The sequence below is a fragment of the Hymenobacter baengnokdamensis genome (assembly GCF_008728635.1).
Taxonomy (GTDB): Bacteria; Bacteroidota; Bacteroidia; order Cytophagales; family Hymenobacteraceae; genus Hymenobacter; species Hymenobacter baengnokdamensis.
This window is the reverse complement of record NZ_CP044285.1, coordinates 4039566-4053671: the sequence shown is the minus strand read 5'-3', so window position 1 is coordinate 4053671 and position 14106 is coordinate 4039566. Positions and strand designations below refer to the sequence as shown.

Here is a 14106-nt window from a genome sequence, read left to right as displayed (position 1 = left end):
AAATATTAATGGACGCCGAAGGGACCAGTTGGTTTGGGTCTTACGAAAGGTTGATTGGTATTAAGCGCGTGAATAAGTGGTGCCAAATCATCAACTACTATCTCTTTAGCTACTAATGCTTTTATTAGGTCAGGCCGAGCAGACAAATAAGGCAACAATGTTTCCATGAAATGCTTGCCTCCACCTAGCCAATTAGCCTCTATAGGAGTGATAGCTGACTGGATTGACCGACGTAATAAATATTCTTCCACTTGCGTGCCGCCACCTCCATAAGGCCCACTACCATTTGATGCATAATAGGTGTAACGCATCAAAATGACCTGCCCACTATCGAGTAGCTCAACAAACTTAACCCTGGTAGTACTGGCGCTAAATAAACCATTCCTAGTTTCAAAGCCTGTGGCAGTAGTGTATTTACGGTCGCCGACGCGAAAAGAAATTATCTGCTGCGGACTAAATTCGGACTTTTTGCCTTTACCGTCTTTCGCTATCAACAACTCACCATTCCGCAATTTAAGGCCGGCTTCAACGCGAGTAGTCGGACTACTTGCCGCTACGTAAGAGCCTGACTCAAAAGGTATAAATCCGAAAATTTGAGCAAATGCAAATTGTGGTAGTAGCAGACAAATAATTAAGTAGAATAGACGCATAAAAAGGCAAATTTGGTGATAATCTTACACGCTTTTATCCACAAAAGCCTCTTCTTGCAGCTCCACCGTTTCCTGCGGCCCAAGGTAGCGGTCGATGAGGTAATGCGCCAGATACAGCAGCGGCGTGAGCAAAACAGCGGCGGCGAATTTATACCAGTAATTGAACCAGCCCACACTCTGCACCTGAGCCAGCGTCCAGTTGCCAAATATATAAAAAGCCACATATAATACCACGAAGCTATCGACGAGCTGCGAGATGAGCGTGGAGCCAGTGGCTCGCAGCCAGATAAAGCGGCTGCCCGTGATGCGCCGAAACAGCTGAAACACGCTGGCATCGAGGGCCTGCCCGATTAAGAATGCCACCAGCGAGCCAATGATAATACCCATGCCTTGCCGGAAGATGCTCTGGTAGGCAAACTCGATGTTGAAGGGCCGGCCGAGGGTGTCCGTTTTGTTCAGGTCCAGCCAGAAGTCGGCCGGTACCAGGTGCGTGGTGCCCAGAATCACCAGGAAGGAATACAGGATGAGGCCGGCCGTTAGAAAGGTCACCCGCAGTACGCCCTTGTGGCCGAAGTATTCGTTGATAATGTCGGTGGAGAGAAATACCACGGGCCACACCAGCACGCCGGCCGTCAGGTTGCCGGTGAGGCCGAAGGTTTTCTCGACCGAAAAAATCTTTACGCCGATAATCTCGGCCAGAAGGGCATTCACTAGGAATATGCCGCTGAGTACGAGGTAAAGCTGCTGTTTTTTGTGGGCGTAGGTGGCAGGCATAGGGTTGGGTGGTCAGAGCAAGCGTAGCGCGGCAAGGGGGCCGGCCCAGCCGCGGATAATTCGCGTGAGGGCAGCGACCTGGCTGCGGTTGCCAGGACAGCGTAAGCCAGGGAAATGTTTACACGCTTACTACCAGGCCTTCGGTGGCCAGCGCCGTCCAGGCAAACACCGCCTGCGCTTCCTGCAAATGGCCTTCGAGCTGCTTATAGCGCGAAGAAAAGTGCCCGATGAGCAGGCGCTGGGCCTCCGCTGCCTGGGCCAGCTCGGCGGCCTGGCGGGCGGTGCTGTGGAACGTTACGGCGGCCCGCTCGCGCAGGTCGTGCAGGAATGTGGCCTCGTGGTAGAGCAGGTCGACGCCGTGTAGCAACTCGGCCAGGCTGGGCTGGTACACCGTGTCGGAGCAGAAGGCGTAGCGGCGCGGCGCGGGGGCAGGCACCGACACGTCGGCGTGGCGCAGGGCCGGGCGACCGGTGGCCGGGTCGGCGGGCAGGTCGTGGCCCTGGGCCAGCTGACTCAGCTCGGTGGGGGAGAGGCCGGCGGGCAGGCGCTCCTTCACCAGCTTGTTGCGCCGGGGCTGCTCCTCAAACAAATAGCCGCAGCACGGAATACGGTGGCGCATCGGCAGCGACGACACCCGCACCAGCGCGTCTTCGTACACCACGGCGTGCGCTTCCGTATCGACGGGCACGAAGGTGATAGTATAGCCCGGCTGCATCTGCGAGTGCAGCGCCTGGGTGGTGAGCACCAGCTCCAGGCCAGGCGGACCAACTACCGTAAGCGGCTCCTGGCGGCCTTGCAGGCTCAGGGTACTCAATAGTCCAAACAGCCCGAAGTAGTGGTCGCCGTGCAGGTGGGAGATAAAAATAACCCGAAGCGAGCTTAGACGGCGGCGCTGTTCGAGCAGCCGCAGCTGGGTGCCCTCGCCGCAGTCGATGAGGTAGCGGCCCTCACCCACGGCCAGCAGCTGGGCCGTGGGGTGGCGGCCTACCATCGGCGTAGCCGAGCCGCTGCCCAATATCTGAAGCTCAAAAGTCACTGGAGTGATTGTCAGGTGCTGGTCGTTCGGGCCAGGTAATGGTTAGTCCGAACGAGCGCAGCAAATAAGCCTAAAAAATAGAGGTTGCCAGCTATCAATTAAAAAACTGACAACTGACAACCAAAAACTGACATCCAGGCTATTCTTTATCCGTCAGGTCGCGCTCAATGGCGTGCAAAAAGATGCGGTCGATGCCTTCTTCCACCGTGGGCAGAATGTGCAGCACCGACTCAAGCTTGCTGATGGTAATGAGCTTCAGTACGTGGTCTTGCAGGCCGGTGAGCACCAGCAGGCCGCCCGTCGAGTTGCACAGGCGGTTGGCGATAAGGATGCTGCTCAGGCCCGAAGAGTCGGTGTATTTAACGTTTTGAAGGTCGAGTATCAGGTTGTTACTGCCTTCAGCGTTGAGCTTAACAAACTCCGATTTCAGGTCTGGCGCAACGGTGGTATCGAGCTTTTTTTCATCGATGGTGATGACGGTATAGCTCTCTTTTTTATCAATGGAGTACTTCATAAAACCGTGGCGGGAGATGGAGATTTTGGTGCTGGGTGGCGAAGGTAGCGATAAAAAGGAAAATGCGAAACGGAGCAAGGCCGAAGGTGAGGTGCTAACTAATTGGCAGGTTGGGAGTAGACGGTTTTACCCGCCGTTTCGGGCCCGCCGAAGGTGAGGGAGGCCCAGGTGCTAAGCCAATCGGCCTGCCCGGCCAGCGCCGGCGGGGCGGCTTCCATGCGCACGGTAGCCAGCAGGTAGGGCCCCAGACCGGGCAGCCGCAGCAGCGCCCGCCCCTGAGCATTGGTATAAGTGGTGAAGTGACGTATAGCCGGTGCAGCGGCTGGCCCCGGCGCTATACCAGCCTGCCACACCTGCACTGGTGCGCCCGGCACGGGCTGGCCCTGCCGCAATACCCGAACCGTGAGGGCCGCGCCGGGGCGCAGGCGGTAAGGGTTTTGCTCGGGCACCAGCTCCAGCGGCAGGCCCAGCACCCGCCGGTATGCCGTGTCGGCACTGGCCAGCAGCGTGCGCCCCGTGGCACCCGCAGTAGCAAAAACCAGCGCCTTGGCACAGCGCTGGTATGCCTCGCGGCCTGGCTTAGAAGTAGTCTGGCCGGCTTCCTCGCGCTGGCGCAGGGCGTAGCCCAAGCCTTCGGCGCGCAGGTAGGCCGTGAACTGGCTGGCAGGTAGTCCTAGGAAAGCTGGCTGACTCGTAAGGGCCAGCAGGTGCGTACCGGGCGCAGAGCAGCCTATGGCCGGGGCCAGCGAATCGGCCAGCAGCGCCGGGCGCAGGTCGGTAGAGTCGGTAAAGCCGCCGGGGCCAAAGCGCAGGAAGCGCCGCACGCGGCGCGTGGGCCGGGGCCAGGCAGTGCCCACGAAGCCATCGCCCACCAGCAGGCGCAGCGGCAGAGTGGCCCCGGCCGCTACCCGAAAACTGGCCGGCTGAAGCCAAAACTCGTGGGCAAGGGTAGTAGTGGCTACAAAAAGCAGGAGCGGAAGGCACCTCTGTGCGAACATAACCTACTGCCGCTCCAGCGCCAGCGCATAAGCCCGGTCGTAGTACACGCGCAGGTTTTTCCAGTCAAAAATATCGGCCGAGCTCTCCACCCGGTTACGCTGGCTGATGCGCTCGCGGCGGCTCAGCAGCACAAAATTCCAGAGCATATCGGTAAGCTCCTCGGCGGCCTGGTCGAAGCTGCGCTCCTGGCGGCGCACCACAAATATACCCTTTTCCTCATGTTCGGATACATTCTTCTCTACGTAGTCGCCAAAGCCGGAGAGGTCGCTCGTGATGGCCGGCACGCCGCGCGCCACGCACTCAAGCGGGGTGTAGCCCCAGGGCTCGTAGTAGCTCGGAAACACGCCCAGGTGGCAGCCGCGCACAAACTGCCCGTAGTCCATGCCAAACAGGGGCGAGGTAGTGCTCACAAAATCAGGGTGATAGACTATCTTCACCCGGTCGTGCCGATTGTTTACCAAATTGGCCCGGCGCACGAAGTTCAGGATGTCGTCGTCCTGGTCGTTCACCAGGTTGTGGGTGATAACCGAGGGCAGGGCCGAGGTTTTCCAGCTTTGCAGGCCGCGGCGGTAGCGCAGCTTCCAGTAGTCGTCCACCATGCTGTCGAGGTCGGGCAGGCGGTGGTCCTGGCTGGCGGCGGCGGCGTAAAACAGCCGCTCGCCCACCTGCTCCTCAATGGCGCGGCAGGTCTGGCGCACTTCTTCCAGCTGGGCGCGGCTTTGCAGCACGAGTGGGTTGATGCTGGTGTAGGGGCGCTTGGTAATAAAAAACATCACTACCTGTCCTTCAAGGCCGCTGGCTTGCAGGCGGTGGTTGAGGCGGGCCAGGGCTTCGAGGGTCAGGTCAAATCCTTTATTATGATATTCATATCTTCCGGAAGTGAAAAGATATAGGGTCTGGTCGAGGTCAAAGGAGTAGCTCTGGAAGAAGTGCGCCATCACAAACTCATGGATTTTATCCTTATAAAGCTTGTGCAGGTTCTGAAACTCGTGCAGGGCCACAAAGCGCTCGATGTTGAGGCCATTGGGCAATACGGCATCGGGTATCCGGTCGAGCAGATAGATGCATTCCCGCACCGTCAGCTCGCTTACGGTGGTAAACACGTGGCTGCCATGAGCGGCGGCCCGCTCCATGCTCACGGCCGGCTCAATGTTGAAGTGGCGGGCCTGGCTGCGCCAGTCTACCAGCATGAGGTGGTCGTAAAAATCGGGGTCGTTCATGGCCAGGTAGCGGCCCAGCAGGGTAGCGTGCGTGGTAAACACGAGGTGCACAGGCACCTGGCGGCGGCGCAGCTCCGGAATGGCCACGCCGGTCATCCACTCGTGAAAGTGGCCGATAACCTGCCACTGGCCGACTGTCTGCCTGGCTACGGCTTCGATAAACTGCGTGGCCAGATTCCCAAAAGCAATGACCTGATGCAGCAAATCATCGTGGTCCGGGGCCGGAATCTTATGGTCGCGCCAGAGGTCGCTTTTCAGCCCGGCCAGCTGGCTGTACTTCTGAAACGGGTTGATGAGTACTACCCGCGGCCGGCCCGTTACGAGCCACACTCCCAGGCAGATATCCATGCCCTGGGCGCGCAGCGTGCGCACGGCGGCCGCGTAGGGGTCGGTCATGCCCGCCAGCTGGTCGTCGTCATAGGCCTCAAACTCACCCTGAGCCTGCTGCGGGAAGTAGGGCCCCAGCAGGCAGTAGCGCCCGCCCCAGGCCGGCATGGTCGCCGGTACCTTTGAGCGAATAACGGTATATATGCCACCCACCTGGTTACATACTTCCCAGGCCACTTCAATCAGTAAGGAATCGGGAAACAGGGCTTCGGGCGCGAGGGGCTGCGGCTGCATAGCGAGGTGAAAAATGGGCAGGAATAGGAGCGAAAGGTAAGCCGGGGCACTAGTACTTTCTACGCAAAAAAGTGATGAGCAGGGGCAAGGCAGCCAAAACATAAAGCCGGTGGCGCGGCTTTATACCCCCGGATTTTACACCTCTCTCCATGTCTGATTTAACAAACGTGCTCACGTCTGAGCATCCCATTCTGCCGCAGCTAACCCAGCGCCGCAGCCCGCGCGCCTATACGAGCCAGCCCGTCGCGGCCGAGGCGCTACAGCAGCTCTTTACGGCGGCCGGCTCGGCGGCCTCCTGCTTTGGTGAGCAGCCCTGGCGCTTTATTGTGGGCAGCAAAGCCACGAGCCCCGAGGCATTTGAGAAAATCCTGGCTACGCTGGGCGATTTCAACCAGGTGTGGGTAAAAGATGCCCCGGTGCTGGCCATCAGCATTGCCAAAACAACCTTTTCGCACGACAATAACCCCAACGCCTGGGCCAGGCACGACGTGGGGCAGGCGGTAGCTACCCTGGCTATCCAGGCTGTGGAGCTGGGCTTGCAGATTCACCAGATGGCCGGCTTCTCGCCCGAGGCCGCCCGCACGGCGTTCAGCATTCCGGCCGGCTACGATGTGGTAGCAGTGTTTACCATTGGCTACCCCAGCGCCGCCGCTACAGTGCCCGATGCCCTGCGCGAGCGTGAACTGGCCCCCCGCACCCGCAAGCCGCTGGCCGAATTTATGTTTGAAGGCGGCTGGCCTCAGCTACAGAACGAGCGCTACGACCAGGCGCCGGTGTAGAGTAAGGCGGCTAACATGAGTAATGGGAGCAAAGTCGTTCAGATACCAGAACGACTTTGCTCCCATTATTCATGTTAGCCGCCTTGCTTTCTTATCCTCGCGACAGCACCAGTACGGCGTAAGGGCCCAGGTCGAAGCGGCCGTGTTGGCGGAAGCCGTCGTAGTCGCCAGCCTCAGCCTCGGTGCCGAAGCTGGGGAAGTCGTGGAATTCACTATCGTAGCCCTGCCAGTCGGAGTTGAAGCGTACCGTCCAGCTACCGGGGGCTGGCAGGCCGATGGCGTATCCCTGGTGAGCCTGGTTGGCAAAGTTTGCGATGATAATAGTCGCGTTTTCCGGCTCATCATCCCAACGGGCAAAAGCAAGCACTTTGTCGGTGTTGTTGACGTGAAATACCTGGCAGCCCTGGCCGTGCAGGCCCGGCGTGGTGCCGTGCAGGTTGCGCCGCAGGGCAATAAGGTCGCGGTAGAGCTGCGTGAGGCCGCTGTGGGCTTCGGCCCAGTCCCATTGCAGGGGCTCCGTGTCGTTAAAGGAGCCGGGGGCCAGAAACTCCTGCCCCTGAAACAGCATCGGAATACCCGGCGCGGTAAATACCAGGCTGGCCCCGAGCACCATGCGCTTCTTGGCAAAATAGTTTTCAACATCGCCGGGCACGATTTCCTCGGGCAGGCGGCTCTTACCATTGGCTACCTCATCGTGGCTTTCGGTGTAGATAACCCGCTGAAATACATCATTATTATAAGAGGTGTTGATGGCCCCGGCCAGCGCTTCGATGTTGCGGTCGGCGTCTTCGGCGGCCGTGAGAACGTCGTGGACGGGGTAGATAAAGGAAGCATCCCACTGGGCCGAAAAGCCCTGCCCGCCGGCTTCGACACTACCCGTAATCCCCGGATTGGAGCGCAGGTCTTCGGCAATCGTGATTTTCCAGGGCTGGCGCTGGCGTATTTCCTCATTTACCCAGCGCATGAGGGTCCAGCCGTCGGGCAGGTCGGCACCGGGGTCTTCCTCCCCGTTCACGTTGCGAATGAAGGCAATAGCATCCATGCGCAGGCCGTCGCAGTGGTAGTCTTCGAGCCACATCAGGGCATTATCGCGGATGTAGCGGCGCACTTCGGGGCGGCCGTAGTCGGGGCGGTTTTCGCCCCAGGGTGTTTTGGCGCGCCAGTCGTTATAAAAATAAATGCCGCCCCCATCGTTCTCACTCCAGCCGTCGAACTGCCACAAATCGAGGTCGCCGGGGCCGAAGTGGTTATAAACCACGTCTAATAGTACCGCAATGCCATGCTGATGCGCCGCCTTCACCAGCATGCGAAAAGCTTCGGCCCCGCCATAGTCGCTTTCCAGCGCAAAGGGATTTGAAGGGTTGTAGCCCCATGAGTAAGCCCCCGGAAACTCGGTGGCCGGCATAATCTCGATGCAGTTGATGCCAAGGCCCTGCAAATAATCGAGCCGCTCTATCACATCCAGAAAGGTGCCGGGCTTGCCGGGCTCTTTCACATTAAAGGTGCCTATGTGCAGCTCGTAGATGATAAGGTCGTTCCAGGCGGGCATCTGAAAATTATCGCCTTCCCAGTCAAAATCCAGCGGGTCAAATACCAGCGAGTAGCCGCTGGAGTTCGTAACAGCGCGGGCGTAGGGGTCATTGCGGGTCAGCTCGCCCTTCGCTGTCTGAAGCACAAACTTGTAGCCGTCGCCAGGCTTGGCCTGGGGCAGGTCGGCTGCCCAGTTGCCATCGGGCTCGGCCTGTAAGGGAGTTGCGTTCTTATCCCAGTTGTTGAAAGTGCCGACAACCGACACGGCCGTGGCCGCCGGGGCCCACACCCGAAAGGTGACTCCCTTGGCATGGGGCAAGGCGCCAAAGCCATCGCGCACGGGGGAGGTGGCAGCGGCGGTAGCCCGAGAAGCAGGTTTAGAAGAAGTAGCGTGAGCTGGCTTGGCGGAAGTCGCCTTTTTGGGCTTAGGTAAGGTGGAGGAGGGCATAAATAAATGGCTGGCGCGCGGGCTCTACTATACGGAGCCGTCCGGCGCGACCAACAGTTGAGGTTTCCCTTACGAGGCTAAGCCGATTAGGATATGGGCCGGGATTTTGCGGCAGGCGCAAACAGGGAGGTATTCCGGGGAGAGTCACGCGGGTAAAATATATATTATTTACTATATTTTGCCCGCGCGGCTTGCGGGCATTCAGACCGCTTGGCGCAGTTGCCGCGTACACTACCTGGAAAACTGCTATTCTTTGGCAAACCGGTGTATTACCAGGCCGGTATCGGTATGGACCTCTACAAAATATAGTCCTGCCGGAAGCCCGGCCACGGTAATGCTGGTGTGGCCAGCTTCGGCCGCCCCTTGCAACAACGCCTGGCCCAGCGCCGAGCGCACGGTGTAAGCTGCTGACTGACTGGTAAAAATGGTCAGAGTTTCATGCGCAGGGTTGGGGCTGAGGCGCAGCTCGGGACTGCTACCCAAATGAGCGGTTACGGTAACAACTGGTGAAAAATGGGTCGTGCCATCGTGGTCGAGCTGCCGCAGTCGGTAATAAAGACTGGCGACCGGAGCTAGTGCATCAAGTACCGTATAAGTATGCGCGTGGGAAGTAGTGCCGGCAGCAGCTGACTTAGTAACCGGCTCAAACTCCTGCCCGTTGAGGCTGCGCTCGACTACAAAGTGCGTGCTGTTGGTTTCCGAAGCCGTAGCCCAATGTAGCTGCACGCCGGCCGCGGTGCGGACCGCCGTAAAGCTCATTAGAATTACCGGCAAGGGGTTTAGCTGAGTGGCAGTGAGGTTATTGGTATTGGTCGCGCCCAGGGTAAAATCGGAAAAGCTGGTAAAGGAAGCGGAGGTAATGGTGCCGCTAATGGGCGGGCCACCCGGGCCGGTACCATTGCCGCCCGTTTCGGCGCTGTGCCCAATATTTGCCCAGGCTGCTGCCGGGGAGGCACGTTTAGCGATTACCAGGCCGGCATCGTTGGGCACATTTATGTAGTCGTCGGGCCCAAAGCTCAGGGTAATAGTGCCATTAAAGCCCGTAGGCTGCACAGTGGGCGTAACCGTGAAGTAGCGCCGGAATGATACCCGCCGTAAGTCGGCCCCGCGCGGGTCGTTTGCGGTCAGGCTTTGGGTGGGCGGCGATTCCTTTTGCTCGGCCGTGTAGGTAGTGGTGCTGGTTTGGGTGGTGGCAGTGAGGGTGACAGGGCGATAGGCCGTGCCGCTACCCACCGGAAAAATTGTGGTACGGGCTCCTGGGGCGGTTACGCGGGCCAAAGGGCCGCTCACGAAGCCATTGCCGGGGGTGAGCGTAGCCGTGCTGCTCATGGTCAGTAAGTTGGTACTCGTGGTAGTTAGGGTGCCCTCGCTCATCGCCAGCACTCCGCCCACCTGAACAGGGGAGCCGAGGAGTACCGAGCCGCTGGCCCGCCCTATGCTAAGGTTACGTAGCTGCTGAGTGCCGGCTGCCAGGCGAAGCGTGCCCAAGGCCCCGCTGCCTCCAATTACTAGGTCGCTGGTTGCCGAGCCCTGTAAGCTGCCGGTGCCGGTAAGCGTGCCGTTAAGGGTCAGGGTCTGGTTGGGGCCAATGTCGAGCCGGCCGGTGCCATCGAGGGTCAGCGCCCCGGCTATCGTCAGCGATGAGCTGACGTCGAGGTAGTCGTTCGAGGTATTAGCCAGGCGCAGAGTATTGAGCGTGGTGGCGCCGGGCGTCAGGTAAAGGGAGCCGATTGACGTATTCAGCGATTCCAGGTTGAGCGACGAGGCCGGCGACAGGGTAATGGTGCCCGTGCCACCTGAGTTGACCAGCGAGGCCCGGCCGCCCGGCGTGAGGGAAAGCGTGTTGGCGTTGAGAGTCAGGGTACTGCCGGCCAGAAGGCTCAGCCCACCACCCCGACTGGTACCAACTTCGAGGGGCGTGCCGCCGTTGGCATCAGCCAATACCGCGCCCGCGCCGCTCACGTAGGTTCTCAGCAGGTGTAGGCGCAGGGTATTGCCATTGCCACTGAGCACTTGCGGAGTATTGCCATACAGCCCCAGGGTAATCCGGCTGCTGGAAGCCGGGTCGAAAGAAGTAGCGCCCAGCAGGGTCAGGCTGCCATTCAGGGCAATATCCGAGAAAGTAGTGGTGTTGGAGCCTCCGAAACCACTCACGTTTTCCAGCGTCAGGTTACCATATACGTTCGTGCTGCCGGGGGCCAGCTGCTTGGTAGCATTGGTGAGCTTCAGGTGGCCATAGCCGGGGCTGGGGCTGGGCACGACGTAATTTGCTGCCTGCCCAAACTCAACGGTGCTGGCCGGCGCAAGGTCGCCGAGGGTTAGCGCAGGCGATGGAGATAGTAGGGTGAGATATGCGCCATCCTGCATGTCTACCCGGCCCCCGAAGCTGAAGGCGGCTGGGATGGTGAAAGCCGCCCCCGCCGCCAGTACCACCTTCGAGTTGGTGCCCGATACTACCAGGTTGCCCGATAGGGAGTGTATGCCGTTGACGATGTACGTGCGGTTGGCCGTCGTAAAATTGCCGGGAGCTGTACCGGAACCATCAGTGGCCGTGCCAAAAGTGGCCTGATTGTTCAGGTCGCCGGTAGGCTTCGAGTAGTAAAAAGCAGTGCCAGCCGTTGTGCTGAAGGTGGCAGTGCCGGGCGAAGCAGTCAGGTAGCTTTCCTGGCCGGCTACCCCGTCATCATTATAAGCATAAACTGCCAGGGTATAGCTCACCGAGGCGCTTAGGCCGGTGAGGGTCGCCGCTACCGTCGTGCCATCGGCGACCATGACGAAGTTGCCGGGGCCGGGCTGGCCACCCGCTCCCAGCGTAAGGCTGGCCGGGTAGGTAACATTGTCGGCCGGCACGGCGGCAGTGGCCGAGGTTGCTCGCAGCACCACGAGTCGCTTTTGACCATTGCCGCCCGTCAGGGTAATATCGACTGTGCTGGGGGTGGGGTTGGCTACCGTGATGGTTGGCTGCACCGTGGGCCGGGCTGCTTTGGGTGCCGATACTGTGCCTGAGGCAATTACCGTAGCCGCGGTGCCGGTAGCGCTGGCCGTTTTATCAAATACCGTAGTGGTAATACTAACCCCACTGTACGGGCCAGCGGCGGCAGTAGCGGCCAGGCGCACGTACACCAGCGGCGCGGCCGCATCGGCCGGCAGGCTGGTACCGGCGTAAGCCAGCGTCAGGGTTTGGCCGAAGCCCGTGTTATCGCCCGAAACCTCGAAGCCCGAGTTGGCGGGCAGCGATACGCGCAGGCTGCCATCGGGAGGTAAGTTATTGCCCGCCAGCTTGTACGCTTGCGCTGCCGAAGCAGTACCCAGAGGGGCGCTGAACCCTGTAAGGGTGCTGGGAGTAGCCGTAAGCATCGCGGCCGAGGTAGCAGCTACCGAGCCATTTACTGTCAGGTCGCCGAGCAGGCCACCCGTCCCGGTGCTGGCGGTAGCCCCATATCCATACAACCGAAATGAGATGGTAGTGGTAAGGTTGCTGAAGCTGGCGGCCGGCAGCGTGAGCGTGGTATTGGCCGGGGCAGCCGTTGAGGCCACGGTAGCCAGGGGCGTCGTAAAGTTATCGAGGCTGGAATACCATTGGTAGGTGGCCGGCCCCGAGCCGCTGCTGACAAGCCCGTAGCTTAAGCTGGTTAGGGTAAGCGCGTAGCCGCTATTGGGAGTTATGGAAAACCCGATGTACTTACCGGCGTCCGGGCTCGTGGCCTGCGACCAGCTGCTACCCTTAAATGTGCCGGCCCCCGTGCTGCTGGAAAGACCATTTTTAGTGAGCGCGACTGTCGTCACATTCGCATTGCTGCTACTGGCCGCCAGGCTCGTCGCGCCACTGGCCGCGCTGCTTAAACCTGCGATTGAATACGTTGCAACCTGCCCCCGGCTCAGCAGCGGCAACAGCCAGGCGCCAAGCAGCCAGAGTGTCCGTCGGTGAAAGCCTGCACAAATGAGCGCCATGTTTTAAATAATTGATTTATAGATAAATAGAAAATAGTTAACTATTTCAGTCCACCTTGCTGATGCGGCGCGTCAGGCTGCCGTCAACTGTAAGCAGGTAGGTGCCCGCCGCCAGGCCATCCAGGCTTAGCTGCCCCGAGGCGGGGAGCGTGGCCGTGCGGAGCAGGCGGCCGCGCAGGTCGCGCACTTCGGCAGTGTGCCCGCTTGCCCGGCCATCGGCCAGCCGAATAGTCACTACCTGCTGCGCCGGGCTGGGATACAGCGCCAGCTGGGTTAAAGTAGCTTCTGGCCGGGCCGACAGCGCCGTAGCCAGCGGGGCCGGTGCTACGCCCCGAAACGCCATGCTGGTGCCCGCAGTAGCAATGGCAGCGGGCAGGACCGACGTACTCGGCGGTGCGTTATAGCCCGCCTGGTCGGTTACGGCATACAAGCTGCCCGAGCTGCTGGCTACCAGGGTAATAGCTGGGCCATTGGCGGTGCCCGCCAGTCCCCGCAGGCCTGGATTGGTCGCTCCGGTAATCAGGCCGTTCAGTACCCAGCTGTTATTGACGAGGCTCCACTTCTGGATGCCGCCATTGGCTGCGTTCGAGCCGGAGGCACTGCCATCATCGGCCACGTAGAGTACGTCGGGGCCGGGTACGGCCGGGCTTTGGTCGGTAAAGAAAAAGCTGGACGAGCTGAGCAGTGCCTGCGTAGTGCCCGCCGGGTTGGCGAAGCCAGAAAGCAACGTAACTGCTTGTGGGCCAGTAGTAGGTAGCCCCGTTCCAACCTGGCTGATGCCAGTAGAGGCAGCCGAGCCCGAGCTAACGTATAAATTGTCGGCCGCGATGGCTACGGCTCGCAGATTGGTGGGCGCGCCAGCGGTGAGCACCGTCGAATTCCCGCTGTTACCCAGGGGCACATATACCACGCCGTTGCTGCTGCCTACTGCGTAAAAAGCTGAGCCATTGGCTGAAGCAACACTGCGAATATTGCCCGCCGTGCTGGCCGTGCCGCTAAAGGCATCTTTGATGCGGGTGGTTATATTAAGCGTCCCATCGGCCGCAATGCGGCAAATCAGCCGGTTGGTCGAGGATGCTGTGGTATTAGCCACTGTGGGGGTGCCGACGGGGGCATTGTAGCCAGGCAGCAGCAGGTAATGCCCGTCGGCCGAGCGTGTCAGATTAGCGTCGGAGGTGGCGGTGCCGGTTTCGGTGAAAGCCAGATTAGGGCTGGCATCGGCCGTAGGCAGCGCAATAGTTTGCACCAGGGTGCCGGTAGGGGAGTATTCCAGCAAAAAGGCCGCGGTTGCGGCGCTGGTAAGTGCCGCTTTGCCATCGCCCACGCGCACAATTACAAAGTTGCCGGGGGTGAAAGGCCTGGCAGCCTGGGCTGCTGCTGCAAAAGCGCTCAGCAAGCCAATAAATGAGGCAAGCAGGCTTCGATAAATGGTGAGAGAGGAAAAATTCAGCATGAAAAGCTTAAAATTTATGTATAAAATTTATTGCACGTTTTATGTATTAAAAAGCAAATGTAAGACTTATTGTTTATGAACAAAAGATGAACGATAATATTTTATAAAAACGCAGTACCCTACAGCCTCAT

General features: G+C 59.7%; 10 protein-coding genes. 1 reads left to right on the top strand and 9 read right to left on the bottom strand.

Annotation, left to right across the window (positions count from 1 at the left end):
* Positions 1-5: 5 nt before the first annotated feature.
* The 6 genes from F6X24_RS17265 to F6X24_RS17240 all read right to left on the bottom strand — a co-directional run bounded on the left by F6X24_RS17265 (position 6) and on the right by F6X24_RS17240 (position 5814).
* Positions 6-650: a hypothetical protein gene (locus F6X24_RS17265; RefSeq protein ID WP_151089191.1), complete on the bottom strand. Its 645-nt coding sequence runs from the start codon at positions 648-650 to the stop codon at positions 6-8.
* A gap of 24 nt (positions 651-674) precedes the next feature.
* Positions 675-1424 (bottom strand): queuosine precursor transporter, encoded by a 750-nt coding sequence (locus tag F6X24_RS17260; protein ID WP_151089190.1) that lies wholly within the window; start codon positions 1422-1424, stop codon positions 675-677.
* Positions 1425-1542: 118 nt separating this feature from the next.
* Positions 1543-2460 (bottom strand): ribonuclease Z, encoded by a 918-nt coding sequence (locus F6X24_RS17255; RefSeq protein WP_151089189.1) that lies wholly within the window; start codon positions 2458-2460, stop codon positions 1543-1545.
* Positions 2461-2599: 139 nt separating this feature from the next.
* Complete coding sequence (locus F6X24_RS17250) at positions 2600-2974, bottom strand: STAS domain-containing protein (protein ID WP_151089188.1); 375 nt, start codon at positions 2972-2974, stop codon at positions 2600-2602.
* 98 nt (positions 2975-3072) lie between these two features.
* Entirely contained in the window at positions 3073-3972 is a 900-nt protein-coding gene (locus F6X24_RS17245; RefSeq protein ID WP_151089187.1) for a DUF4198 domain-containing protein, read from the bottom strand.
* Positions 3973-3975: 3 nt separating this feature from the next.
* Positions 3976-5814, bottom strand: coding sequence for a glycosyltransferase (locus F6X24_RS17240; protein WP_151089186.1), 1839 nt, complete (start codon positions 5812-5814; stop codon positions 3976-3978).
* Positions 5815-5963: 149 nt separating this feature from the next.
* On the opposite strand from F6X24_RS17240, the gene F6X24_RS17235 reads away from it, so the two are divergent.
* Positions 5964-6593 carry a nitroreductase family protein gene (locus F6X24_RS17235; protein WP_151089185.1) on the top strand — a complete coding sequence of 210 codons (630 nt, stop codon included), beginning with the start codon at positions 5964-5966 and terminating at the stop codon, positions 6591-6593.
* Positions 6594-6684: 91 nt separating this feature from the next.
* Here F6X24_RS17235 and F6X24_RS17230 read toward each other — a convergent pair whose 3' ends face one another.
* The 3 genes from F6X24_RS17230 to F6X24_RS17220 form a co-directional block, all read right to left on the bottom strand.
* Positions 6685-8571 carry an alpha-amylase family glycosyl hydrolase gene (locus F6X24_RS17230; protein WP_151089184.1) on the bottom strand — a complete coding sequence of 629 codons (1887 nt, stop codon included), beginning with the start codon at positions 8569-8571 and terminating at the stop codon, positions 6685-6687.
* A gap of 246 nt (positions 8572-8817) precedes the next feature.
* A complete protein-coding gene (locus F6X24_RS17225) occupies positions 8818-12522 on the bottom strand; it encodes a T9SS type A sorting domain-containing protein (protein ID WP_151089183.1) in 3705 nt (1234 codons plus the stop codon).
* 46 nt (positions 12523-12568) lie between these two features.
* The gene (locus tag F6X24_RS17220; protein WP_151089182.1) at positions 12569-13975 is read right to left on the bottom strand and encodes a T9SS type A sorting domain-containing protein; all 1407 of its coding nucleotides are present in this window, start codon (positions 13973-13975) and stop codon (positions 12569-12571) included.
* Positions 13976-14106 lie beyond the last annotated feature (131 nt).